Here is a 25,708-nt window from a genome sequence, read left to right on the forward strand (position 1 = left end):
AGCCGCCACCCGGCAATAGTATTTACGCCATCGTGCCAATCGTCTTTCTGAAACGCAGCAGCGCTATCAGGAAGAACGTACTGCCAATCGCCAGCAGCGTCAGGAACTGCGGCCAGACAATGTTAAACCCTGCGCCGCGGTAAAGAATCGCCTGCGCAAGGCTAACAAAATGGGTAGTCGGCATCGTCAGCATAATGTCCTGCACCGCCTGCGGCATGCTTTCACGCGGTGTAGAGCCGCCGGAGAGCATCTGTAACGGCAGCAGTACCAGAATCATCAGCAACCCCAGTTGTGGCATGGAGCGCGCCAGCGTGCCCATAAAAATGCCGATTGACGTGGTGGCGAACAGGCTCAGCGCCACTCCCAGCATAAACAGCGGTATCGAGCCTTCAATCGGTACGCCAAGCACACCTTTTACCATCAGCATCAGCGACAGACCGGAAACCACCAGCACCACCAGCCCCATCGACCAGATTTTTGCCATCATGATTTCAAACGGCGTCACCGGCATCACCAGCAGGTGCTCAATGGTCCCGTGTTCACGCTCGCGAATCAGCGCCGACCCGGTAAGCACAATCGCCAGCATGGTGATGTTGTTGATGATCGCCATCACCGCGCCAAAGCGGGCGGGTTCCAGATTAGGGTTAAAGCGCATACGCATTTCCAGCGCCACCGGCAGCTCGCTGTTATCGCGGTAACGCGACACAAAGCTGTTCACCTCGCCACTGATGATATTCTGGATATAGCTGTTGCCGGTAAAGGCCTGGCTCATCCGCGTGGCATCGACGTTAACCTGAATATCCGGCTGCCGCCCGGCCAGTACATCGCGCTGAAAATCAGGCGGAATGTTCACAGCGAAGGTATAGCGCCCGGCATCCAGCCCGGCATCCATCTCATCGGCGGTAATCATCTCCGGTGGTAAAAACCACGGACGATAAAAACTGTTCACAATGCGATTCGACAACTGCGACTGGTCCATATCGGCAATGGCAATCGGCGCCAGGTGCAGCGACCCTGGCAGAACGGTCGCGGAAGAGTAAACCGAGACCGTGAAGGCGAAGACGATCAGCGTCAGCATCGCTTTGTCACCCAGCAGGCTGCGTAACTCTTTGATGCCGAGGTTATAAATATTCCGTAATCGGCGCATCACCCCTCCTGTTTTTTCAGCAGCAATACGCTCAGACCAATGACCACTGGAATGGCTACCGCCAGTGGAATAAACAGCGGCCAGAGATCGGTCAGATCCAGCGCTTTAGAGAACGTCCCGCGCGCGATGGTCAGAAAATGGCTGGTCGGGTAAATTTCGCCAATCCACCGTCCCGGCCCTTCCAGCGAGGCGACCGGGTCGATCATCCCGGAAAACTGCGTCGCCGGGATCAGCGTAATAATCGCCGTACCAAAAATGGCGGCGATCTGACTTTTCATAAACGTGGAAATTAACAATCCCAGCCCGGTGGCAATGGTGACGTACAGCAGCGCGGCCAGCGTCAGGGTCACAAAACTCCCCTTATGCGGGACGCCGAATACAAACACCGACAGCGCGCACAGCAGCAGGAAGTTCAGCATGCCCAGCACGATGTAAGGCAACTGTTTGCCGAGTAAAAACTCGCTGCGGGTAGTGGGCGTCACGTACAGATTGATAATCGACCCCAGCTCTTTCTCACGCACCACGCTCAGAGCGCTGAGCATGGAGGGGATCATCATCAACAGCAGCGGGATCACCGCCGGAACAATCGCTGGCAGGCTTTTCACATCCGGGTTGTAACGATAGCGAGTTTCAATGGTCATCAGTCCGTTTTGCCCGCTGGTATTTGGCTGACGCGCCATCACATCCTGCAGCCAGGTCTGGTGCATCGCCTGCACGTAGCCTCTGACCGTTTCCGCACGGCTCGGCATTGCGCCATCGACCCAGACGCCAATCTTCACCGGCGTTCCACGCGCGATATCGCGGCCAAAATTTGGCGGGATCTCTATGGCTACCGCGACTTCGCCCGAGCGCATCCGTTTGTCCAGCTCGTCATAACTGGTGAGCGGCGGCTGCTCGATAAAATAGCGCGATCCCGCCAGATTCAGCGTCCACGCCTGGCTGCTGACTGTCTGGTCACGATCGAGCACCGAAAAACGCAGGTTTTCCACATCCATGCTGATGCCGTAGCCCATGATCAACATCAGGATCACCGTGCCCATCAGCGCCAGCGTTGAACGTACCGGGTCACGTCGCAGCTCCAGCGCTTCGCGGCGGCTGTAGCTGAACAAGCGCCGCAGGCTAAATCCCTGGTGCGGCGGCTGACTGTTTTCATGCACTGCCGGGACATTGGCTGGCGGTAACTGAGCCTCCGGCGCCGGACCAGCCGCTTCCTGTAACCACGAGATAAACGCCTCTTCCAGACTGGCGGCACCACGCTGTTTCACCAGTTCCTGCGGCGTGCCGCTGGCCAGGACTTTTCCGGCGTGCATCAGCGACATGCGGTCGCAGCGCTCCGCTTCGTTCATAAAATGGGTGGAGATAAAAATGGTCACTTTATCCTGACGCGACAGATCGACCATCAGTTGCCAGAACATGTCTCTCGCCACCGGATCGACCCCGGAGGTTGGTTCATCGAGAATGAGCATCTCCGGGCGATGGATCACCGCCACCGCCAGCGACAGGCGTTGACGGATCCCCAACGGCAGCGCGCCGGGCAACGCATCTTCGACATCGGTCAGCGAAAAGCGCTCACTCATCTCTTGTACCCGCCCCGGGATTTCTGCTTCGGGGATATGGAACAACCGCGCGTGTAGCTCGAGGTTTTGCCGTACGGTCAGCTCGCTGTAGAGCGAAAACGCCTGCGACATATAGCCTACCCGGCGACGGGTATCGATATTCTTCGGGTCAACCGCTTGCCCAAACAGCCACGCCTCACCTTCACTTGCGGGTAGAAGCCCGGTGAGCATTTTCATGGTAGTGGATTTACCGCAGCCGTTGGAGCCGAGAAAACCGAAGATTTCCCCGCGCGGAATACGAAAGTTAACGTGGTCAACGGCCACGAACTTGCCGAAGCGCATGGTCAGATCTTTCGCCTCGATGGCAATCTCTTCCTGCTCAGCGTGATACGGCGGGATCACCACTGGCTTATGCGCCTGACGCTGGGCTTCGGGTAACAGCGCGATAAACGCCTGCTCCAGCGTGTCGGAGTTGGTTTTTTCGCGTAGCTGCTGCGCGCTCCCGGTGGCCAGCACCTCCCCAGCGTTCATCGCCACCAGCCAGTCAAAGCGCTCGGCTTCTTCCATGTAGGCGGTCGCAACCAGCACGCTCATGTTGGTCTGCCGTTGGCGAATGCTGTTAATCAGATCCCAGAACTGGGCGCGGGACAGCGGGTCGACCCCGGTGGTAGGTTCATCGAGAATTAACAGTTCCGGGTCATGGATCAACGCGCAGCACAACCCCAGCTTTTGCTTCATCCCACCCGAGAGTTTCCCGGCCGGACGATCGCGAAACGGCGCCAGTCCGGTGCTGTTCAGCAGCTCGGCAATCCGCGCTTCGCGCTCCGCTTTGTCATGGCCAAACAGCCGGGCAAAGAAATCGACGTTCTCATACACCGACAGCGTGTGGTACAGGTTTTTCCCCAACCCCTGCGGCATCCAGGCAATGCGTGGGCAGACATCCCGGCGATGTTTCGGGTCGCGCATATCGCCGCCCAGCACCATCACGTTACCGTGTTCAATGACTCGCGCGCCGGAGATGAGCGACAGCAGGCTTGATTTTCCGACGCCATCCGGGCCAATCAGCCCCACCATACAGCGGGCGGGGATATCCAGCGTGATATTGTTCAGCGCTACCGTTTTCCCGTAATGCTGACTCACGCCGTCAAGGTGCGCCACGGGAGGAACGGGAACCAGCGCCAGATGCGTCATTGCGGCAACCTCACCATCAGGTCGTCAGGCCAGGCTCGATTTTCATCGATACGCACCCACGCCATGCCCGGCAGACCGGTTTTCACGTACTCGAGATGCTGCTGCAACAGCTCTGGCGGGATACGCGCTTTAACGCGGAACATCAGCTTCAGCCGCTCATCGCTGGTTTCGACCGTTTTCGGTGTGAACTGCGCGACGCTTGCCACAAAGCTGATGGTCGCCGGAACACGCAGATCCGGTGCGGCATCCAGCACCAGGCGCGCTTCGCCGCCAATCTTCAGTAAGCCAGCCTGTTCGGTAGGCAAGAAGAACGTCATGTAGACATCGCTGAGATCGACCATATTCAGGACGCGCCCGCCCGCAGAAAGCACCTCACCCGGCTCAGCAACGCGGTACTGCACGCGACCATCGCGCGGGGCTTTCAGCTCGCTGTCATCAATATCAGCCGCAATACGACGTTCGGTGGCCTGCGCAGCTTCTACGCGGGTTTGCGCCTGAATGATGCTGGTGCGAGCGGCTTCAATTGCGGCTTTTGCCGCTGAGACCTGCGCCTTTGCGGATTCCAGCGCGGCGCGTGCGCTTTCTGCCGCGGCCCGATCGTCATCCAGTTGTTGCTCAGACACGGCCCCACGCTGGGATAGCGAACGGGAACGCACGTGGCGTTTAGAAACCGACTGCAGCTCCGCCTCGCGCTGTTTTACTACCGACTGCGCGGCGCGCATTTCACTTTGCCGCTGTTCCAGCAGCGCTCGCGCCGCCGCCACCGCGCTTTCGGCCTCTTTGATTTGCGCGATCGCTTCCAGCCGCTGCTCCTGCAGCACGCGAGTATCCATTTTCGCCAACACCTCGCCCTGACGAACGAACTGCCCTTCCGACACAAGGATCGTGTCAATTCGCCCGGCAATCTTGGTAGCAATATCCACTTCGGTGGCTTCAATTCTGCCGTTGCTGGCTGCGAACCCCTCCGGTATTCCGGCAGGACGGAGCATCCACCATGCTATCGCAGCCACCACGACCAGGGTGCCCGTCCCCCACCACATCACATGACGCTTAAACTTATCCATATTCGACCCGCCGTAATCCCTGTTATCAAACGATGCGTGTCACAAAGCCCACTGAATAGCTATTCAGCGGGAGATTCCATCCGGGATGAGAAGGAATAAGAAACCATGGCCAGAGAGCGGACAGGCGTTAAGGCAACCTGCGCCGCGCAGGAAGTGAATGACGAAAATGCTGTGAAATCGGGTAGTAATGTTGTCATCATCAGCGTTCCTGGCCGGAAATGAAACACGCATACTCATAACTGCTATCTATTGAATACTAACACCTGGATTCAATATGTCTATTCGGTTGTAGTTTCCACTTCAGCCCTATCGCGCTCTGGCACAGGGAATATTTCGTATATCAACGATTGATAAACACTCACAACTATAAACATAATCAATAATTAGACATCGCTATAATAGTGGCTCATTTACCGATCTCGTTATGGCGAGGCTCCTGTACAAATACAAGTTACCGCCCTGCTGGTATCGAGAGAGGCCACTCAGGGAAATACAGGCATCCATCGAATCAAGGTGTTGCCAAGGTAACTTCTGACGATTTCACCATCGGACAGATACGTTGTTCAGTGCTAAAACCAGGACGTAGGGATCCGCCTGCGCTAACCCTGTCTTGTTCGCCCCTATGAGAGATTTTTATAGGGAATTACACCATGTCATCTATGCCACTCTGCGCCGCCCATCATCCTATGCCGGATTTCAATGGCGATGCTATCGCGCAATATATGCGCACCGATTTTATTACCCTGCCGGATCATCTCAGCGTGAACGGCGCTCGTGAATACTTTGTCTCCCAGCTCACAACGGATGATATTCCAGGCCAGATCTTTGTTGTGGCTGGAAAAGCGCTGCGCGGGGTGTTATCCATCAAGCGCTTATTGCAGGAAAAAGATACATCGCTGAACATCAACCATCTTACGGACAGTTGTTTGTTTCATGTAAAGCCTGATGATGAACGGGCACTGGTCGTTGCCGAGTTAGCCGAACGCGAACTCGATCTGGTGGCTGTCGTTGAGAAAGGTGAGCTGGTCGGTTGTCTGATGGAAAAAGAGATCGCTCATCTACAGGAAGATGATGTTACCGAAGATGTTCAGCTTCAGGGGGCAACGTTGCCGCTGGAAAAACCCTACCTGGAGATTAGCCCGTGGACATTGTGGAAAAAACGTTCTGTCTGGCTCCTGCTACTTTTTGTCGCAGAGGCCTATACCAGCAGCGTTCTTCAACATTTTGAAGAGGCGCTGGAATCTGCTATTGCACTGGCCTTTTTTATTCCACTATTAATTGGTACTGGCGGCAACAGCGGTACGCAGATCACCTCAACGCTGGTACGTTCAATGGCGCTGGGAGAAGTGCGGCTGCGCGATATGGGTCGGGTGATCCGCAAAGAAGTTTCAACTTCGCTGCTGATTGCCCTGACGCTGGGTCTGGCAGGCTGCTTGCGCGCGTGGATGATGGGTATCGGAGTGGAAATCACGCTAATCGTCAGCCTGACGCTGGTTTGCATTACGCTGTGGAGCGCCGTGGTGTCATCAGTGATCCCCATGGTGCTCAAGCGTATCGGCATTGATCCCGCCGTGGTTTCGGCCCCGTTTATCGCCACGCTTATCGACGGTACCGGGTTGATTATCTACTTTAAAATCGCCCAGTATTTTCTTGGTCTGAACTAATGATAATGCCCGGCAGCCCAGGTTGTCGGGCACCACGGTCAGGCAGGTGTCAAATCCTGCGCGCATGCCCAGGCGCTCGACCACGCCCACTGGAAGTTATAGCCGCCCAGCCAGCCGGTGACGTCCATGACTTCGCCGATAAAGTAGAGTCCCGGCACTTTGCGCGCTTCCATCGTGCGCGATGACAGCTCGTTGGTATCGACGCCGCCCAACGTGACTTCAGCGGTACGATACCCTTCCGTACCGTTCGGCTGCACCCGCCACTCGGTCAGCGTCTCAACCAGCGTTTGCTGATCGCGTACATTAAGCTGCTTCAGCGAGACATCCGGGATTTGCCCTAACTGCTGTAAACATTCCACCAGACGCTTTGGCAACTGCATTGCCAGGGTGTTCTTTAAGCTTTGATTAGGATGTGCGCTACGTTGGTCATCGAGGAAGCTCGCGAGGTCAACATCCGGCAACAAATTAATGCTGACAAATTCACCTGGCTGCCAAAAACTGGAAATTTGCAGCACGGCCGGACCAGAAAGCCCGCGGTGCGTAAAGAGCAGGTTTTCACGAAATACGGTGCCGTCCTCGGCGGTGATAACGGAAGAAACGGATACGCCAGAGAGCACCTGAAGCTGCTCCAGTAGCGGCTTATGTAAGGTGAAAGGCACCAGACCTGCGCGCGTAGGCAAAACGTTCAGGCCGAACTGTTCCGCAATTTTATAACCAAACGGCGTCGCGCCCAGACCCGGCATAGAGAGACCACCGGAGGCAATAACCAGCTTTTTCGTGCCGACACTCATCCCATTCAATTCCAGGATAAAATCGTCACCATCTCGCTCAACGCTCAGGATTTCGCTACGTAACCGCATAGTTACGTTACCTTTTTCACACTCATCCACCAGCATATCGACAATTTGCTGGGCAGAATCATCGCAGAAAAGCTGGCCTAGCGTTTTTTCATGCCAGGCAATACCGTGCTTACCCACCAGATCGATAAAATCCCACTGTGTATAACGCGCCAGCGCCGATTTGCAAAAATGCGGGTTTTGGCTCAAATACGCAGCCGGCTCGACATAAAGGTTGGTAAAGTTGCAGCGGCCCCCGCCAGACATGAGAATCTTGCGCCCGGGCTTTTTACCATTATCAATTAGCAGTACGCGACTACCTGCTTGTCCTGCCTGCGCGGCACAAAACATACCCGCTGCGCCAGCGCCTATAATAACGGTATCAAACCTTTCCACGTTGCGATCCTCTCTAAAAAGCGGGAGTGAATTGTAAAGATTCCTCAGTGGTCGCACCAGCACCAAACTACCGATAAAGGGTATTTATCTGAAATATATAGGATAATTCTTTAGTGGTGTAAAACAAAGCAGGAGACAAATCAAAAAAACTCTATATTTCACTTTGCCCGCGCCGCCAAAGTCACTGATAATGCGCCGCGTTCATGTCCTCAAAATGGCGTAACGTCCTATGCTACATTTGTTTGCTGGCCTGGATTTACATACCGGGCTTTTACTATTGCTTGCTCTGGCTTTCGTGCTGTTCTACGAAGCAATTAATGGCTTCCATGATACAGCCAATGCTGTCGCAACTGTGATCTATACCCGTGCAATGCGTTCGCAATTGGCGGTGGTCATGGCTGCGGTGTTCAACTTCTTTGGTGTTTTGCTGGGTGGTCTCAGCGTGGCGTATGCCATCGTGCATATGTTACCAACGGATCTGCTGCTTAATATGGGATCGTCACATGGCCTCGCCATGGTGTTCTCCATGTTGCTGGCGGCAATTATCTGGAACCTGGGTACCTGGTACTTTGGTCTGCCTGCATCCAGCTCCCACACGCTGATTGGCGCCATTATCGGTATTGGTTTAACCAATGCGCTGATGAACGGCACCTCGGTGGTGGATGCACTTAACATCCCGAAAGTTATCGGTATTTTTGCCTCGCTTATCATCTCACCTATTGTCGGTCTGGTAGTTGCAGGTGGTCTTATTTTCATTCTGCGTCGCTACTGGAGCGGTACGAAAAAACGTGCCCGTATCCACCTGACGCCGGCAGAACGTGAAAAGAAAGACGGAAAGAAAAAGCCGCCGTTCTGGACGCGTATTGCACTGATCCTCTCCGCTATCGGCGTGGCGTTCTCCCACGGCGCGAACGATGGTCAGAAAGGCATTGGTCTGGTGATGCTAGTGCTGATTGGCGTAGCGCCAGCAGGTTTCGTGGTGAATATGAATGCTTCCGGTTACGAAATTACCCGTACCCGCGATGCAATCAATAACGTCGAAGTCTTCTTCCAGCAGCGCCCTGACCTGCTTAAACAGGCCACAGGCGTAGACCAGCTGATTCCGTCCCCGACGGATGCGGCACCAGCGACGCCGACCGAGTTCCATTGCCACCCGGCGAATACCATCAACGCGCTGGAACGTGCGAAAGGTATGCTGGCGAATCTGGAAACCTACGACAAGTTAAGCGTCGAACAGCGTGGTCAGTTGCGCCGTATTATGCTGTGCATCTCTGATACCACCGATAAAGTGGTTAAGCTGCCTGGCGTAAGCGCTGACGATCAGCGTCTGCTGAAGAAACTGAAATCTGACATGCTGAGCACCATTGAGTACGCGCCTATCTGGATCATTATGGCCGTCGCACTGGCGCTGGGTATTGGTACGATGATTGGCTGGCGTCGCGTGGCAACCACTATCGGTGAGAAAATCGGTAAGAAAGGCATGACCTATGCCCAGGGGATGTCGGCGCAGATGACCGCCGCAGTCTCTATCGGTCTTGCCAGCTACACCGGTATGCCCGTTTCCACCACACACGTTCTCTCCTCTTCCGTTGCGGGAACGATGGTTGTTGATGGCGGCGGTTTGCAGCGTAAAACGGTGACCAGCATTCTGATGGCCTGGGTCTTCACCCTGCCAGCAGCAATTCTTCTTTCCGGCGGGCTGTACTGGCTCTCCCTGAAGCTTATCTAAGAGAATGCGCGGTAAAAAAGCGGATCAGGAAACTGGCCCGCTTTTTTTGTATCTGTCATTGGAATCAGTGCCAGATAATCAGCGCAACCATGCTGATTAGCACCAGACCGCATAGCGCGCTGGTGAGAATGAACTGACCGCGAACCCGCTCACAGCGGCGAATAAATTCATCATCATGATGATCGCGGTAACGCTGAGCGTAGATATACCACACCAGACGCATCTGCTTGTTCGGTTGCCCATGCGAGGTAAAAAAGCCCCCTCCATCTACATACTGGTAAAGCAATGGATCGCAACCACGAAGTACTACTAGCAGTGCGCGTAGCGAAGAAAAATAGCGCGCCATATTAACAATGCAAACGACACATAAAGCCCAGAACAATGCAATGGTGCTTATCATACCCCCTCCCCGGCGACCCGCCCACGGAACTCCTTTCCGGGACTACCGCTCCCCGATACCCTGCCAAACCATTCAGTGAAGAGTACTGAAGAAACCGTTCGTATTAGTATCACGCATTCGAACGCCCCTCTAGATAGTGTAGGAGATTAGTTAATTTTTTTGCCAGAAGGTTAATCGCTATCAATGCAATTAACTAAAAAATTTGTTTAACTGCTTGGCAAGCAAGGCGGATTGACGGATTATTCTGGTCGCTATAATGTAAGGATAGTCCTTATATGGTACGTTTTTACGACTGGGCTAGCCCCGCGCACAAGGTTCGCAGGACGCGGATGACGCGGCGGCAGAGAAACGCCAGCAGGCTAGTCATCGACAACTTATGGAAGGAGTAACACTATGGCTTATAAACACATTCTTATCGCGGTTGATCTTTCTCCGGAAAGCAAAGTTCTGGTTGAAAAAGCGGTCTCTATGGCGCGGCCTTACAATGCTAAAGTTTCCCTTATCCACGTTGACGTAAACTATTCCGACCTGTACACCGGCCTTATCGACGTGAATCTGGGCGACATGCAGAAACGCATTTCTGAAGAAACCCACCACGCGTTAACCGAGCTGTCCACCAACGCAGGCTACCCAATCACCGAAACCCTGAGCGGTAGCGGCGACCTGGGTCAGGTTCTGGTTGATGCCATCAAAAAATACGACATGGATCTGGTCGTTTGTGGTCACCACCAGGATTTCTGGAGCAAACTGATGTCCTCCGCGCGCCAACTGATCAACACCGTCCACGTCGACATGTTGATTGTTCCGCTGCGTGACGACGAAGAAGCATAAAATGCTTGCCGCCGGGAAATAGCCCGGCCTGCTGCAAGTAGTTAAGCCTGTAAACGCCCGCCTGTGCGGGCGTTTTTGTTTTTATCACTCGGACAAAATTAGTACATCAATCCAACAAACAAATCATAATTAGTGTGATCAACTAATTGGATCGAAAACAATCTCTATAATACTCTACTCTCGCGGCTAATAGCCGCAGTCTATAACAAAATAAGACTTTTTCGGCGCGTTTAAGCATACGCGTTCATACTTTTCGGGATGGCTTTGAAAGGCGATGGAATATGAATAAAACTGCACCTACGGGCTTGCTGCAGCAACCTCGTCCGTTCTTCATGATCTTCTTTGTAGAATTATGGGAACGATTTGGCTATTACGGCGTTCAGGGCATCCTGGCGGTATTCTTTGTTAAGCAGCTAGGATTTTCACAGGAACAGGCATTTGTCACCTTTGGTGCCTTTGCTGCGCTGGTCTACGGCCTGATCTCGATCGGCGGCTACGTCGGCGACCACCTGTTAGGCACTAAGCGCACGCTGGTTCTCGGTGCCATTGTGCTGGCAATCGGCTACTTCATGACCGGGATGTCGCTGCTCAAGCCCGATCTGATCTTTATTGCTTTGGGTACCATTGCCGTCGGTAACGGGCTGTTTAAAGCCAACCCGGCAAGCCTGTTGTCAAAATGCTATCCACCAAAAGACGCCCGTCTGGACGGTGCTTTCACCCTGTTTTATATGTCGATTAACATCGGTTCGTTGCTGTCGCTGTCGCTGGCGCCGGTGATTGCCGATAAGTTTGGCTACGCGGTGACCTACAACCTGTGCGGGGCCGGGCTTATTGTCGCGCTGCTGGTCTACTTTGCCTGCCGTGGGATGGTAAAAAATATCGGTTCTGAGCCAGACCATAAGCCACTGAATTTCCGTAATCTGCTGTACGTGCTGGCCGGTACGGTAGTGATGGTATTTATCTGCGCCTGGCTGATGCACAACGTGCAGATTGCCAACCTGGTGCTGATCGTCCTGTCGATTGCCGTGACTATCATCTTCTTCCGTCAGGCATTCAAACTGGATAAAACCGGGCGCAACAAGATGTTCGTGGCCTTCATCCTGATGCTGGAAGCAGTTGTGTTCTACGTGCTGTACGCGCAGATGCCGACATCGCTGAACTTCTTTGCTATCAATAACGTGCACCATGAAATTCTCGGTTTCGCCATTAACCCAGTGAGCTTCCAGGCGCTGAACCCGTTCTGGGTGGTGCTGGCAAGTCCGGTACTGGCCGCGATCTATACCCGTCTGGGAAACAAAGGCAAAGACCTGACTATGCCGATGAAATTTACGCTCGGTATGTTCCTGTGCTCGTTGGGCTTCCTGACGGCAGCCGCTGCCGGGATGTGGTTTGCGGATGCGCAGGGGCTGACGTCGCCGTGGTTTATCGTGCTGGTATATCTGTTCCAGAGCCTGGGTGAACTGCTGATTAGTGCCCTGGGATTGGCGATGGTCGCCGCTCTCGTGCCGCAGCACCTGATGGGCTTTATTCTCGGGATGTGGTTCCTGACGCAAGCCGCCGCCTTCCTGATGGGCGGGTATGTCGCCACGTTTACTGCCGTACCGGAGAACATCACCGACCCGCTGCAAACGCTGCCGATCTACACCAACGTCTTCAGTAAGATAGGCCTGGTCACCCTGGCTGTCACGGTGGTGATGGCGATTATGGTGCCTTGGCTGAACCGAATGATTAATACGCCAGATAGCAGTAAATAAGCTTTTTTATCATTAACCGCGAGTCACATCGCGGTTTTTTTTTGCCTTTTAAGTCCTGCATTGTAAGAGCGTAGTTTATACAAACAGGTCATCATGCATGGACATGACCATGAACGATATTGCGTTGATTAAGACTTCAGTTTTATCACACCAGTGGAAAACGCTTCTAACCGAGGATGAGCACCGGGAATTTTCAATCGCTACCCTTTGCGAGCGTTAATCCACTCCTGAACTTCGACCACAAAAGTGTCCGGCGCTTTGCGGTACATTTTGCGCGCCAAATCCAGAATCGTATGCTGACCGAGCGCTTCTTCCATTCGCTGCTGAGCCATATCCATTACCGAGCGCACACCACAAATGCCTTCACAGGCCCACTCCGGCGGATGCTCCTCAAATAGCGCCAGCCGCTGGCGAATCTCACGACACTCAAAGATGCGCTTATCGCCATCAATGGCATTCACCACGTCCAGCACCGTAATGTGTTCAGCAAGTTTAGCCAACTGGAAACCGCCCCCCTTTCCCTCAATGCTGCGCACCAGGCCCGCTTTCGACAAACGGGTGAAAATTTTCGCCAGGTAGTCATACGGCACGCTTTGCAGCTCGGCAATTTCCCGCACGCTCATATCCCGCGCGTCGCCCTTGCTGTCGACCATACACATCAGGCTATGAATGCCGTACTCAACCCCGGAACTGTAAAATGCCATTCTCTTATCTCAGCCAAAATGAATCTGAGTTAATTGTAGCTTTTTCGTCTCATTCATTCCAGACAGCAGCACAACCCATATTTATATAAAAACTTTAATCATATATTTATCAAATAGATAATCAAACACTCTACGACATCAGGACAAAAAGGTTCCTGATCGCATTGCAATCCTTAACTACGACAAATAAAATCCGAGTAAATTGTTCGTAGTCACCAGAGAGAACCCCCCAATGCGTAAACGAATTCTGATCGTGGGCGCCGGTTTTGCCGGTATGTGGGCAGCATTAAGCGCCGCACGACTGGCGGATAAACATCAGCAGGCCATTGATATTACAGTAATTGCACCACAGCCAGAGCTGCGTGTCCGCCCACGCTTTTATGAACGCGCCGTACAAACCCTGGTCGCCCCACTGCAACCCTTGTTTGACGTTACCGGCGTCAACTTCCTGCAAGGTCGCGTCGAGCAGATCATCCCGGACTCTAAAGAGGTGAGCTGGAAAGATGCCAACGGTGAAATTCATCTGCGCCGCTACGACCGCCTGGTACTCGCCAGCGGGAGTCACGTTAACCGCGACGCCGTTGTCGGTGCAGCCGAGCATGCGTTTGACCTCGACCAGCTCGAGAGCGCCACCGCACTGGAGCAGCACATTACAGACCTGGCATTACAGCCGGAAAGTGAGGCTCGCAATACGGTGGTGGTCTGTGGTGGCGGCTTTACCGGGATTGAGATGGCGCTGGAATTGCCTGGTCGTCTGCGTGAGATTCTGGGTGCCGATGCTAAGACCAGAGTGGTCGTAGTTGAACGCGGTGCTCAGCCTGCCGGGCGCTGGAGCCAGGAATTACGCGACGTGATAATCGAAGCCTCCGCTGAACTGGGCATCGAATGGTTGGTAAATGCAGAAGTAGAAAGCGTGGATGCCGGCGGCGTAACGCTGAAAGATGGGCAGGTTATTGCCTCTCAGACAGTTATCTGGACCGTCGGCGTGCAGGCCAATAGCCTGACAGCACAGATTAACGCCCCGCGCGATCGACAGAGCCGCCTGCATGTGAATGCCAATCTGCAGGTCTTAGGTCATGATGATATCTACGCCACTGGCGATGTGGCCTACGCCGCCACCGATGACAAAGGCAACCATGCGTTAATGACCTGCCAGCACGCTATTTTGTTGGGTAAATTTGCCGGTAATAACGCCGCTGCAAGCCTGCTGGGTGTAGAACCTTCACCGTACCGTCAGGAGATGTACGTCACCTGTCTGGATCTCGGCGCGTGGGGCGCGGTGTATACCGAAGGATGGGATCAGCAGGTCAAACTCACTCGCGCAGAAGCGAAGAAACTGAAAGTCTCGATTGTCAGTGAACTGATTTATCCGCCGAAAGCGGAAAGAGCCGTCGCATTTGAGATGGCTGACCCATACGCACCGTTTGTCTAACCTCCAGTAAACATAGTCTTCCTGACGGACAATCACTCTGTCAGGAAGTCGCCAGTGCCATACAACCTCCCCAGCAATGCCCCATCAGTTATATACATGGTTCTTTATCAATTATTCCCCTCAATTTTAATCACGCATAAAGACGCATTAAAAAAGCAAACGCGCAAATAAACGCATTAATGAATCGATTAACAATCGTACACGCCAGAAATGCGATCCTTTACGCAAAACACAAGAAATATAAGCAACCAACTGAATTAAAAGAATTTAAAATGTATCCTGTGATTAGCATCGCAAAAATCAACGATCTTCGTAGGCAATGCGTTTTTCTGCGCATAGATTATAAACACGCAAAAAACCGCATAAACATGTAAACAAAATGCTGCGGGCATCGAATGTCAAATACCCAGGCAGCTGCTGTCAGTCAATCGTGAAAAGTGGGAGAACGTAAATGGATCAAGCAACAAAGTGGTTGGATCTTTCCGGTAAAGTCGTGGTCGTGACGGGTGGCAGTATGGGCCTGGGTGAAAAAATGGTTGAGAATCTCTACGCCAACGGTGCAACCGTGGTTTATGCCGATTTATCACCCAATACAAACTTCAGCCAGTTCGACGACATCATCTTCATCAAATGCGATGTGACCAAAAAAACAGAAGTTGAGCAGCTCACGGCCTCAGTGGTAAAGAGGTTTGGTCATATAGACGGTTTAGTCAACAATGCTGGTGTCAGCCGTCCACGCCTGTTAGTCGATGTATTTAAAGAAAAACCAGAATATGAACTGAGCGAAGATGATTTCGACTTTATGGTCAATGTTAACCAGAAAGCTGTTTTTCTGGTATCGCAGTCCATTGGGCGCCAGATGGTCGAACAAGAATCAGGCGTCATTATCAATATGACTTCCGAAGCAGGTGTTCAGGGTTCACGCGGGCAGAGCTGCTATTCCGCAACGAAAGCCGCCGTTAACGCCTTCACATTTTCATGGGCGAAAGAGTTGGGCCCCCACAATGTGCGCGTTGTTAGCGTTGAGCCAGCCATCAATGTACCAACGCCAATGAACAGCGAAGCCAATTTCCGGGCGCTGGCTTACACACGAGGAACCGATCCAAATCATGTTCATAAAGACTATAAAGGCATTATTCCTCTTGGTCGTCCGGGGAAACTTGAAGAGATTGCCGACCTGATCTCTTTCCTGGTTTCCGATCATTCTTCTTATATCACCGGGTCCGTAATCAATATTACCGGCGGTAAATCGCATCATTAATCACTCATCAATATAAGAATGGAGCCGACCATGGGGAACAGTCGAATTGCCAATAGCCCTGCGTTAGCAAAAATTAGAAAGTTTGGTGGAGTTATGAGCGGCATGGTTATGCCGAATCTGGGAGCGTTTGTGGGATGGGGTTTAATGGCCGCCATCTTTATCCCTAATGGCTGGTTCCCTAATGAAAAATTAGGTGAAATGGTTGGCCCAATCCTAAATTACCTTTTTCCATTACTGATTGGCTATACCGCAGGATATAACATCCACGGTAACGTGGAGGGGTCATTGCTGCATTCGCGACAATGGGCGTTATCGTCGGGTCAGAAATCACGATGATCAGTGGGGCGATGGTCATGGGGCCACTCTCTTCCTGGCTGTTGAAGAAATTTGACCAAAAAGTGCAGGACAAAATTAAGCCGGGATTTGAAATGTTCGTCAATAATTTCAGTCTCGGAATTATTGGCCTGATCTGCGCTATTTTCGCCTATATGACCGTTGGGCCGGTTATCCGCCTGCTGATTGTCATTATCACGTCAGGGGTAAACTGGTGTACCAGCAATAATTTACTCCCTTTACTGTCAGTGTTTATGGCGCCCGCTCAGGTTCTGTTCCTGAATAATGTGGTTAACCACGGCATTCTCGCACCAATTGGTTTCGCCCAGGTTCCCGAACTGGGTAAATCAATCATGTTCCTGGTAGATACCAATAATGGCCCACTGCTCGGAACATTAATGGCGATAGCCCTGTTTGGACGTGGACGCGCGAAGAAAACAGCACCGATGGCGATGTTTATTGCAGGTATAGCGGGGATCGGTGAAGTCTATTTTCCGTTTGTGCTGGCAAATCCATTACTGGTATTCGCCACAATGGGAGGACTTGCCGTCTCCTTATTCTTACAAGTCATCATGGAAGGCGGGTTGATCGGCGTTGCATCTCCAGGCAGTTTAATCGCTATCGCCATGATGACGCCGAAAAGCGCCATCGTTGCCAATCTGGTGTCCATCAGCGCAGGATTTATCGTGTCATGCGCGCTGGGCTGGTTAATACTTAAAATCAGCCCCGGTTCAGAAGATGATGATGAAAGCCCAGTGACTGTCGGCGGGCGTCAGGTTAAATCTGTGGCTGATTTTGTCCCAGGCTTACCCAATACCAGCGTAAAAAAGGTGCAACGTATATTGGTCGCATGTGATTCCGGGATGGGTTCTAGCGCAATGGGCGCTTCTGTTCTACGTAAACGACTACAAGAAGAAGGGCTCGGCTATATTAAGGTTATTAACGATTCAGCAAACCGAGTGGGTAGAGACTACGATATGGTAATTACTTTATCTGGGCTCCTTGAGCGCGCAAAATTAAGCTGTGAAAACACCGATACTGTGTTTATGACCGTTAATAACTTTATTAAGTTGAGTGATTATGACGAAACAGTTGCGTTTATAAAATCGCATAATCATGAAAACCATGAAGAGGTGCCAGCATGAGTGACATCTTTATCCCCGAGAACATTATTCTTAATGCACATGCCAACGATAAATTTGAAGCTATAACCCTTACTGGAAATATTCTGAAAATGAATGGCTATGTGACAGATAAATACGTTCAGAGAATGAAACTCAGAGAGGAGATTGTTTCAACTTATTTAGGCAATGGTTTAGCAATACCACATGGTACGGATGGTTCAGATTGCGAAATCATTAAGTCAGGCATTTCTTTAGTACAGTTTCCTGACGGTATAGACTTTGGTGATGGAAATACTGCCTATATAACCATAGGTATCGCGGGTAAAGAAGGCGAACATATGGACTTGTTAAATAAAATCGCCTTAATTTGCATTGAAGAAAAGAATGTTCAGGCATTACGAACCGCTAACTCTATAGAATATATTTTACAAGTGCTAAACATCTAAGATATACTCATTATTCTCTGAATAAAATGAGTCATTACGATGAAAGCGGCAAGACAAGATATTATTCTTCAAATACTTGAGAAAGAGAAAAAGATTGTTGTCAGTAAATTAAGTGAGCGTCTTAAGGTTTCTGAGGACACCATAAGACGCGACTTAAATGAGCTTGCGAATCAAGGAGTAATTCATCGTGTTCATAGTGGCGCAATACGCGTCGGGCCTGCCATCACTGAGTTTAATGTCCGGCAGGATCTGAACACCAATGAGAAAGTAAAGCTGGCAAAGAAAGCCGTACATTTAATTAAAGAAAATAGCGTCATTTTAATTGACGGAGGAACAACTAACTACGAACTCATAAAGCTAATACCCAAAGATTTAAAATGCACTGTTGTTTCTAATAACATCCCTATTCTGCATTTATTAAGTGATTACAAGAATGTAGAGGTTATAGGATTAGGGGGCAGGCTTTATAAAAACTCTTTGGTTTTAATTGGTGCTGAAACTATTCGCGAATTAAATGCTATTCGCCCGGATATATACTTTATGGGTGTTGCGCATGTTGACAGTGAAGTCGGTGTAACTATTCCCGATCTGGATGAGTGTTATACCAAACAAAAAATGGCTGAAGTCTCTAATGAAGTTGCCATTCTTGTAACCGAAGAAAAACTTGAGACCAGATCTAATTTCGTGGTGTCCTCACTCAAGGATATAAATCATATATTCACGAGCAAGGATATCTAATAATATGAGGAGTTATAATGAAACGCGTATTAATTATAGGCGCTGGCCGCCTTGGTAAAGGCTTTGTGGGCGAAACATTTGACAATGCTGGCTGGGATATAACATTTCTGGATAAAGACCAAAGAGTTATTGATGAACTGAACCGTGAAAACAAATATACCGTTCAGGTTTTTCGTACTGATGACATCATTTTACACGAGATCACCAACTTTAATGCTTTTTTGACCGATGACAACTATTCTGTCATGAATGACTTTCTTGAGTCGTCTGTCATTATGTGTCCACTTTATCCAGAGGATTTTGCAGAATCCGCTCAGTATCTTGGCAAATGTTTTGAGCATCAATATCATATCGACCCAAACAAAAAAATGTCATTAATTTGCCTGACAAATAAAAATCATATTATTAAAGATATTGAAGGCTGGTACCGTGACGCAATCCCATCTGCTGAAGCGCGTCAATGGTTCGACACCCACGTAGCGATCCGCGACTCAATTGTCAGACGCTCCACCGATGCCAAAACGCACTACGCAACCCAGATAGACAGCACCGCCGTTGCCTCATTGATCATTCAAACTCCTCTTTATAACGACATCAGTGGTGTGGAATGGCTAGAGCCACGCGAACATCTGGAAATGCTTAAAGACATCAAAGTATTTACCATCAATGGCCCTCACGCTACTACCGCCTGGTATGGACACCTGAAAGGTTACAAAACCATTCCTGATGCCTCAGCCGATCCTCAGGTTTCAGATTTGGCCAATGCGGTACACGATGTCACAATTACTGCGGTAATGACCGAATACCCACAAATCACGCGTGAAGCATTAAAAGATCTGGAGTACTTACCTAAAGCTAAAAACGAACTCCCGGATTCGATTCATCGTGTCGCCTATGATCCTATTCGGAAATTGGCTTATCAGGATCGCTTAATGGGTGTCGTGCAACTTTGTCTTAAACACGACCTCGATTACACCCCCCTCACAAAAGCGATCGCTTGCGGCCTTGCTTATTATGCCGAAGACGATCAAGCCTCTGTCAAACTGCAACAGAAAATGCAACGAATGGGATTGCTGACTACCGCTGCCGAAATCATTGGCTTACCTAAAAATCACCCTGTGACGCTTAATGTTGCACAGCAATATTTAGCGCTGGATGCTGAAAATTTAATTCCAACGACACAGTGTTAATTATGATGCCTGATGCCAATTGCAATGCTCGTTTCATCATAAAAAATGAGCATGGTCTACATGCTCGTCCAGGAGCAAACCTGGTTGCGACATTAAAACCCTTTAAATGTGAAGTTAAGATCGCAAATCTTGCAAGAAGTGATAAATACGTAAATGCAAAGAGTCTAATGGCTCTCATGTCCCTGGGTATAAAAAAAGGCCATGAAGTCAATATCGTATTCCTGGGTGAAGATGCCCAAATTGCATTACAAAAACTTAGCGCCGAAATCGAAAATGGTTTAGGTGAATAAGCTAATATCATTGGCGCTTATTTTTAAATAAGCGCCAACATCCGAAGATTTGGGAGCATTATGATGACCACCACCCACGATCGAGTTAAGTGGAAAGGCTATTCAGGAGTCCCCGCGTAAATATCAAACCGATGCCCTTTCGTAACTACCGCGTTCGGCGTGGCGACATCCGCCAGCGGCGGTGCGTAATCCGGGCGCTTCACTACCACACGTTTAGTGGCTAGCTGACGCGCAGGCTCCAGCAGCCCATCCGCATCCAGGTCCGGCCCCACCAACGACTGAAACACCCGCATCTCTTTTTTCACCAGCGCGCTTTTCTGCTTATGCGGGAACATCGGGTCGAGGTACACCACCTGCGGACGCGGGGTGATATCGGTTAACGCCGTCAGGCTTGAGGCGTGGATCAGTTGTAAACGTTCCTGCAGCCACGGACCGATTTCCGGGTCAGCATACCCTCGCGCCAGGCCATCATCCAACAGCGCCGCCACGACCGGGTTACGTTCCAGCATTCGCACGCGGCAGCCTACTGAGGCCAGCACAAACGCATCGCGCCCCAGCCCTGCAGTCGCATCAACCACATCCGGCAGGTAATCGCCTTTAATGCCAACCGCCTTCGCCACCGCTTCGCCGCGACCACCGCCAAATTTGCGCCGATGGGCCATCGCACCGCCAACGAAATCCACGAAGATACCGCCGAGTTTGGGCTCATCACGTTTACGCAGTTCCAGATGTTCCGGTGTCATCACCAGCGCCATCAGGTTATCTTCATCGTGCGTAAGATTCCAGCGGGCGGCAAGAACAGATAAGGCGCCGTCTCCGGCGCCTGTTTCATCTACTAAGCAGATTTTCACGTGAATAATCAGCCTTTAATCCCGTAATGCTCCAGCATTGCATCCAGTTGCGGCTCACGGCCACGGAAGCGCTTGAACAGTTCCATCGGCTCTTCAGAACCACCACGGGTGAGAATGTTATCGAGGAACGATTGTCCGGTTTGACGGTTGAAAATCCCTTCATCTTCAAAGCGAGAGAATGCATCCGCCGCCAGCACGTCGGCCCACAGGTAGCTGTAGTAACCCGCCGCATAGCCACCAGCAAAAATGTGGCTGAAGGCATGTGGGAAGCGGCCCCACGTTGGGCCCGGCACCACGGCGACCTGCTTTTTAATTTCCGCCAGCGTTTCGAGGATTTTCGCCCCTTGCTGTGGGTTAAACTCCGCATGCAGACGGAAATCAAACAGGCCAAACTCCAGTTGACGCAGAATAAACAGCGCCGCCTGGTAATTTTTCGCCGCCAGCATTTTATCCAGCAACTCCTTGGGCAGCGGCTCACCGGTCTCAAAGTGACCAGAGATAAATGCCAGCGCTTCGGGCTCCCAGCACCAGTTTTCCATAAACTGGCTCGGCAGTTCGACCGCATCCCACGGCACGCCGTTGATACCTGAAACACCGGCGGTTTCGATACGGGTCAGCATATGGTGCAGACCGTGGCCGAACTCGTGGAACAGGGTGATCACTTCATCGTGGGTAAACAGCGCGGGTTTGCCGTTCACCGGGCGGTTAAAGTTACAGGTCAGGTAGGCAACAGGCTTTTGCAGCGTACCGTCGGCTTTACGCATCTGGCCGACGCAGTCGTCCATCCACGCCCCGCCACGTTTATGTTCACGGGCATACAGGTCAAGATAGAAACTGCCGCGCAGTTCGTTGTTTTCGTCATACAGTTCGAAGAAACGTACTTCCGGGTGCCAGACGTCAACATCAGTGCGCTCTTTAGCGGTAATGCCGTAAATACGTTTAACCACTTCAAACAGGCCGTTAACGGCTTTGTTTTCCGGGAAGTATGGACGCAACTGCTCGTCGCTGATGCTATAGAGGTGCTGTTTTTGTTTCTCGCTGTAGTAAGCGATATCCCACGGCTGCAGCTCATCGACACCAAATTCCGCTTTCGCGAAGGCGCGCAGTTGAGCCAGCTCTTTCTCGCCCTGAGGACGGGCACGTTTCGCCAGGTCCGTCAGGAAGTCGAGTACCTGCTGCGGGTTTTCCGCCATTTTGGTGGACAGAGATTTAAAAGCGTAGCTTTCAAAGCCCAGCAGTTGTGCCAGCTCGTGGCGCAGCGCGAGGATCTCTTCCATTATCGGGCTGTTGTCCCATTTACCAGCGTTTGGCCCCTGGTCAGACGCGCGAGTGGAGTAAGCGCGATACATCTCCTCACGCAGCCCCTGGTTATCACAGTAGGTCATCACCGGCAGGTAGCTTGGGATATCCAGCGTTAACAGGTAGCCTTCCTGCTGTTTAGCATCAGCCTGGGCTTTTGCAGCCGCCAGCGCGCTTTCCGGCATGCCGGAGAGTTCCGCTTCATCAGTCACCAGCTTAGTCCAGCCCATCGTGGCATCGAGGACGTTATTGCTGTAGAGATTGCCCAGCTCAGACAGGCGGGTGGCAATCTCACCATAGCGCAGCTGTTTTTCCTTCGGCAGACCAATACCAGAAAGCTCAAAGTCGCGCAGCGCGTTATCGACCGCTTTTTTCTGTGCGGTGTTCAGGGTAGCGTAATGATCGCCGTCACGCAGGTCGCGGTACGCTTTGTACAGACCTTCATGTTGCCCAACCCAGGTGCTGTATTCAGACAGCAGCGGCAGCGTTTGTTCGTAGGCTTCGCGCAATTCCGGGCTGTTTTTCACCGAGTTCAGGTGGCTAACCGGAGAGAAAATACGCCCCAGCACATCGTCAACTTCCGCCAACGGCTGGCAAAGATTTTCCCAGGTGTACGGCGCGCCCTGCGCAACCACTCGCTCAACGTTTTCGCGGCAATCGTTCAGCGCCTTAGTCACGGCAGGCACGACGTGCTCAGGCTGAATTTTAGAAAATGGCGGCAGTTCGAAGGGGGTCAGCAATGGATTGGTCATTAGCGCGGTCCTATTGAAAAGAGTGAATGAAGCGCGTATCCGGCGCTGTGCATATTAATTTGTACAATGGGGTTAAGTGTAGAGGATTTCAATGCCAGGCGTTGCGCTTTCGCGGCAGTGACGACTTTTCTGTATACTATGGCGATACGCTTTATTTTCGCCCGATATTGCGCTGTTTTCGGGCCTACGTTTATAACCTGGAACACGTTTACCCATGCTGAGTTATCGCCACAGTTATCACGCTGGCAACCACGCCGACGTCCTTAAACACACCGTCCAGAGCCTGATCATCGAATCGCTTAAAGAGAAAGAAAAACCGTTTCTCTATCTGGATACCCATGCTGGCGCAGGCCGTTATCAGCTGAGCAGTGAGCATGCCGAACGTACCGGTGAATATCTGGAAGGGATCGCCCGTATCTGGCAGCAGGACGATTTGCCTGCCGAACTGGAACCCTACATTGGCGTGGTGAAGCACTTCAACCGTAGCGGCCAGTTGCGCTATTACCCCGGCTCTCCGTTAATTGCTCGCCAGCTGCTGCGAGAACAGGACAGCCTGCAATTAACGGAACTGCACCCGAGCGACTTTCCTTTGCTGCGCGGCGAATTCCAGAAAGATGAGCGCGCACGCGTGGCCAAAGCCGATGGTTATCAGCAGCTAAAAGCAAAATTACCGCCGGTTTCCCGTCGCGGGCTGATCCTTATCGATCCCCCCTACGAAATCAAAAGCGACTACCAGGCGGTGGTGACCGGTATTAACGAAGGCTATAAGCGTTTCGCAACCGGCACCTATGCGCTGTGGTATCCGGTAGTTCTGCGCCAGCAAATCAAACGCATGATCCACGACCTGGAAGACACCGGTATCCGCAAAATTCTGCAGATTGAGCTGGCGGTGCGTCCGGACAGCGATCAGCGCGGCATGACGGCGTCCGGTATGATTGTAATAAACCCGCCGTGGAAGCTGGAGCAGCAGATGAACAGTGTCCTGCCGTGGTTGCACAGCAAACTGGTTCCGGCAGGAACCGGTCATACGTCGGTAAGCTGGATCGTGCCGGAGTAATCGCAGTCATCGGTGGAACCTTTTAATTTCAGGTATACAATCGCGAATATTTTGGCGGATGGCGTAACGCTTCTCCGCCCTACAATGAACATGAAGGAGCGGTCATGACCAAGCACTATGATTACATCGCTATTGGCGGCGGCAGCGGCGGTATTGCCTCCATTAACCGTGCAGCAATGTACGGCCAGAAATGCGCGCTGATTGAAGCCAAAGAGCTAGGGGGCACCTGCGTTAACGTTGGCTGCGTACCGAAAAAAGTGATGTGGCATGCCGCACAGGTCCGCGAAGCAATCCACATGTACGGGCCGGATTACGGTTTCGACACCACCATCAATAAGTTCGATTGGGATAAACTGATCGCCACGCGTACCGCTTATATTGATCGCATTCATACCTCGTACGACAACGTGCTGGGCAAAAATAATGTCGATGTGATTAAAGGCTTTGCCCGCTTTGTGGATGCCAAAACCATTGAAGTGAACGGTGAAACCATTACTGCCGATCATATTTTGATTGCTACCGGTGGTCGCCCGAGCCATCCGAGCATTCCGGGTGTGGAATACGGTATCGACTCCGACGGTTTCTTTGAGCTGCCCGCGCTGCCAAAACGCGTGGCCGTTGTTGGCGCAGGCTACATCGCCGTTGAACTGGCGGGCGTAATTAACGGTCTGGGCGCACAAACGCATCTGTTCGTTCGTAAACACGCGCCGCTGCGCAGCTTCGACCCGATGATCGTCGACACGCTCGTTGAGGTGATGAACGCCGAAGGCCCGACTCTGCATACTCACGCGATTCCAAAAGCGGTCGTTAAAAACGCTGATGGTAGCCTGACCCTGCAACTGGAAGATGGTCGTAGCGAAACGGTAGATTGCCTGATTTGGGCGATCGGTCGTGAACCTGCCACCGACAACTTCAACCTGGCGGTTACTGGCGTGAAAACCAACGAAAAAGGCTACATCGTCGTTGATAAATTCCAGAACACCAGCGTGCCGGGTATTTATGCCGTCGGCGATAACACCGGGGCCGTTGAGCTGACGCCGGTTGCCGTTGCCGCGGGCCGTCGTCTGTCCGAGCGTCTGTTTAACAATAAGCCGGACGAACATCTGGACTACAGCAACATCCCGACCGTGGTCTTCAGCCATCCGCCTATTGGTACCGTGGGCCTGACCGAGCAGCAGGCTCGCGAACAGCACGGCGATGATCAGGTGAAAGTGTATAAATCATCGTTTACCGCGATGTATACCGCTGTCACCACCCACCGTCAGCCGTGCCGCATGAAGCTGGTTTGCGTCGGCCCGGAAGAGAAGATTGTCGGTATTCACGGCATTGGTTTTGGGATGGATGAAATGCTGCAAGGCTTCGCGGTCGCTCTGAAAATGGGCGCAACCAAGAAAGACTTTGATAACACCGTTGCCATTCACCCAACGGCATCTGAAGAGTTCGTGACCATGCGTTAATCGCGCTTCATGAATGTTAAAGGGCAAAGAGGGGTTAGCTCTTTGCCCTTAGTTACGTTTCCGCTATCAGTTCAGCAGTTGCAGCAGATAGCGGATCAGCTCCAGCAACGCGATTAACGCTCCCAGAACGATGATTGCTTTATCAATCACCCGTTTTCTCCATCAGAGGGAGTGAGAATGCATCCGCTTACTCATCCATTGCCTGT

Annotated in this window: 23 protein-coding genes and 1 riboswitch; of the genes, 14 read left to right on the forward strand and 9 right to left on the reverse strand. The window is 51.8% G+C overall.

From position 1 onward, the window contains the following. Positions 1 to 22: 22 nt before the first annotated feature. From B9P82_RS12535 to B9P82_RS12545, 3 genes are read right to left on the reverse strand one after another with little or no spacing between them, the layout of a single operon-like run. Positions 23 to 1,147, reverse strand: a complete 1,125-nt coding sequence (locus B9P82_RS12535) for an ABC transporter permease (protein WP_019078107.1) — start codon at positions 1,145 to 1,147, stop codon at positions 23 to 25. Then, positions 1,147 to 3,894 (reverse strand): ribosome-associated ATPase/putative transporter RbbA, encoded by a 2,748-nt coding sequence (gene rbbA, locus B9P82_RS12540; protein ID WP_101700414.1) that lies wholly within the window; start codon positions 3,892 to 3,894, stop codon positions 1,147 to 1,149. Before rbbA ends, B9P82_RS12535 begins: the two co-directional genes overlap by 1 nt. Continuing rightward, on the reverse strand, positions 3,891 to 4,958 hold the full coding sequence (locus B9P82_RS12545) for an HlyD family secretion protein (protein ID WP_101700415.1): 1,068 nt from the start codon (positions 4,956 to 4,958) through the stop codon (positions 3,891 to 3,893). Before B9P82_RS12545 ends, rbbA begins: the two co-directional genes overlap by 4 nt. A gap of 411 nt (positions 4,959 to 5,369) precedes the next feature. Then, a riboswitch (M-box (ykoK) riboswitch) is annotated at positions 5,370 to 5,553 on the forward strand. A gap of 55 nt (positions 5,554 to 5,608) precedes the next feature. On the opposite strand from B9P82_RS12545, the gene B9P82_RS12550 reads away from it, so the two are divergent. Further along, the gene (locus B9P82_RS12550) at positions 5,609 to 6,622 is read left to right on the forward strand and encodes a magnesium transporter (protein ID WP_101700416.1); all 1,014 of its coding nucleotides are present in this window, start codon (positions 5,609 to 5,611) and stop codon (positions 6,620 to 6,622) included. Positions 6,623 to 6,660: 38 nt separating this feature from the next. Here the strand turns inward: B9P82_RS12550 and B9P82_RS12555 are convergent, their stop codons facing one another. Beyond that, on the reverse strand, positions 6,661 to 7,854 hold the full coding sequence (locus B9P82_RS12555) for a BaiN/RdsA family NAD(P)/FAD-dependent oxidoreductase (RefSeq protein WP_046274493.1): 1,194 nt from the start codon (positions 7,852 to 7,854) through the stop codon (positions 6,661 to 6,663). Between the two features lie 229 nt (positions 7,855 to 8,083). Here B9P82_RS12555 and pitA point away from each other — a divergent pair, with 229 nt between their 5' ends. Then, positions 8,084 to 9,583, forward strand: coding sequence for an inorganic phosphate transporter PitA (gene pitA, locus B9P82_RS12560; protein WP_016154875.1), 1,500 nt, complete (start codon positions 8,084 to 8,086; stop codon positions 9,581 to 9,583). A 64-nt stretch (positions 9,584 to 9,647) separates the two neighbouring features. Here the strand turns inward: pitA and uspB are convergent, their stop codons facing one another. Beyond that, positions 9,648 to 9,983 (reverse strand): universal stress protein UspB, encoded by a 336-nt coding sequence (gene uspB / locus B9P82_RS12565; protein ID WP_003023371.1) that lies wholly within the window; start codon positions 9,981 to 9,983, stop codon positions 9,648 to 9,650. 393 nt (positions 9,984 to 10,376) lie between these two features. On the opposite strand from uspB, the gene uspA reads away from it, so the two are divergent. Beyond that, on the forward strand, positions 10,377 to 10,814 hold the full coding sequence (gene uspA / locus B9P82_RS12570) for a universal stress protein UspA (RefSeq protein WP_003023368.1): 438 nt from the start codon (positions 10,377 to 10,379) through the stop codon (positions 10,812 to 10,814). A 281-nt stretch (positions 10,815 to 11,095) separates the two neighbouring features. Beyond that, a complete protein-coding gene (gene dtpB / locus B9P82_RS12575) occupies positions 11,096 to 12,568 on the forward strand; it encodes a dipeptide/tripeptide permease DtpB (RefSeq protein ID WP_019078104.1) in 1,473 nt (490 codons plus the stop codon). 200 nt (positions 12,569 to 12,768) lie between these two features. On the opposite strand, the gene B9P82_RS12580 is transcribed toward dtpB, so the two are convergent. Continuing rightward, positions 12,769 to 13,272 (reverse strand): RrF2 family transcriptional regulator, encoded by a 504-nt coding sequence (locus B9P82_RS12580; protein WP_101700417.1) that lies wholly within the window; start codon positions 13,270 to 13,272, stop codon positions 12,769 to 12,771. A 232-nt stretch (positions 13,273 to 13,504) separates the two neighbouring features. Between B9P82_RS12580 and B9P82_RS12585 the strand changes: the two genes are divergently transcribed. The 8 genes from B9P82_RS12585 to B9P82_RS12615 all read left to right on the forward strand — a co-directional run bounded on the left by B9P82_RS12585 (position 13,505) and on the right by B9P82_RS12615 (position 20,086). Continuing rightward, on the forward strand, positions 13,505 to 14,704 hold the full coding sequence (locus B9P82_RS12585; RefSeq protein WP_101700418.1) for an NAD(P)/FAD-dependent oxidoreductase: 1,200 nt from the start codon (positions 13,505 to 13,507) through the stop codon (positions 14,702 to 14,704). Between the two features lie 451 nt (positions 14,705 to 15,155). Further along, positions 15,156 to 15,965, forward strand: a complete 810-nt coding sequence (locus B9P82_RS12590; RefSeq protein WP_101700419.1) for a sorbitol-6-phosphate dehydrogenase subunit — start codon at positions 15,156 to 15,158, stop codon at positions 15,963 to 15,965. A 30-nt stretch (positions 15,966 to 15,995) separates the two neighbouring features. Beyond that, entirely contained in the window at positions 15,996 to 16,301 is a 306-nt protein-coding gene (locus B9P82_RS28940) for a hypothetical protein (protein WP_246842122.1), read from the forward strand. Further along, positions 16,298 to 17,443, forward strand: a complete 1,146-nt coding sequence (locus B9P82_RS12595) for a PTS transporter subunit EIIC (protein ID WP_246842123.1) — start codon at positions 16,298 to 16,300, stop codon at positions 17,441 to 17,443. Before B9P82_RS28940 ends, B9P82_RS12595 begins: the two co-directional genes overlap by 4 nt. Beyond that, the gene (locus tag B9P82_RS12600) at positions 17,440 to 17,868 is read left to right on the forward strand and encodes a PTS mannitol transporter subunit IIA (RefSeq protein ID WP_016157693.1); all 429 of its coding nucleotides are present in this window, start codon (positions 17,440 to 17,442) and stop codon (positions 17,866 to 17,868) included. The genes B9P82_RS12595 and B9P82_RS12600 overlap by 4 nt, the downstream gene beginning before the upstream one ends. Positions 17,869 to 17,907: 39 nt before the next feature. Continuing rightward, the gene (locus B9P82_RS12605) at positions 17,908 to 18,606 is read left to right on the forward strand and encodes a DeoR/GlpR family DNA-binding transcription regulator (protein WP_016157694.1); all 699 of its coding nucleotides are present in this window, start codon (positions 17,908 to 17,910) and stop codon (positions 18,604 to 18,606) included. 17 nt (positions 18,607 to 18,623) lie between these two features. Next, the gene (locus B9P82_RS12610) at positions 18,624 to 19,796 is read left to right on the forward strand and encodes a mannitol dehydrogenase family protein (protein ID WP_019078100.1); all 1,173 of its coding nucleotides are present in this window, start codon (positions 18,624 to 18,626) and stop codon (positions 19,794 to 19,796) included. A gap of 2 nt (positions 19,797 to 19,798) precedes the next feature. After that, positions 19,799 to 20,086 carry an HPr family phosphocarrier protein gene (locus tag B9P82_RS12615; protein WP_029139725.1) on the forward strand — a complete coding sequence of 96 codons (288 nt, stop codon included), beginning with the start codon at positions 19,799 to 19,801 and terminating at the stop codon, positions 20,084 to 20,086. Between the two features lie 98 nt (positions 20,087 to 20,184). Here B9P82_RS12615 and rsmJ read toward each other — a convergent pair whose 3' ends face one another. After that, positions 20,185 to 20,937 (reverse strand): 16S rRNA (guanine(1516)-N(2))-methyltransferase RsmJ, encoded by a 753-nt coding sequence (gene rsmJ, locus B9P82_RS12620; RefSeq protein ID WP_101700420.1) that lies wholly within the window; start codon positions 20,935 to 20,937, stop codon positions 20,185 to 20,187. A gap of 8 nt (positions 20,938 to 20,945) precedes the next feature. Further along, entirely contained in the window at positions 20,946 to 22,988 is a 2,043-nt protein-coding gene (gene prlC / locus B9P82_RS12625) for an oligopeptidase A (RefSeq protein WP_046274490.1), read from the reverse strand. Between the two features lie 214 nt (positions 22,989 to 23,202). Here prlC and B9P82_RS12630 point away from each other — a divergent pair, with 214 nt between their 5' ends. Together B9P82_RS12630 and gorA are read left to right on the forward strand one after the other, a co-directional pair. Beyond that, entirely contained in the window at positions 23,203 to 24,045 is an 843-nt protein-coding gene (locus tag B9P82_RS12630) for a 23S rRNA (adenine(2030)-N(6))-methyltransferase RlmJ (RefSeq protein WP_016154881.1), read from the forward strand. A gap of 104 nt (positions 24,046 to 24,149) precedes the next feature. After that, a complete protein-coding gene (gorA, locus tag B9P82_RS12635) occupies positions 24,150 to 25,502 on the forward strand; it encodes a glutathione-disulfide reductase (RefSeq protein WP_046274489.1) in 1,353 nt (450 codons plus the stop codon). Between the two features lie 66 nt (positions 25,503 to 25,568). Here the strand turns inward: gorA and dinQ are convergent, their stop codons facing one another. Then, positions 25,569 to 25,652: a damage-inducible type I toxin DinQ gene (gene dinQ, locus B9P82_RS12640; protein WP_003837776.1), complete on the reverse strand. Its 84-nt coding sequence runs from the start codon at positions 25,650 to 25,652 to the stop codon at positions 25,569 to 25,571. Positions 25,653 to 25,708 lie beyond the last annotated feature (56 nt).

It is taken from the genome of Citrobacter sp. L55 (assembly GCF_002850715.1).
GTDB classification, from domain to species: domain Bacteria; phylum Pseudomonadota; class Gammaproteobacteria; order Enterobacterales; family Enterobacteriaceae; genus Citrobacter; species Citrobacter braakii.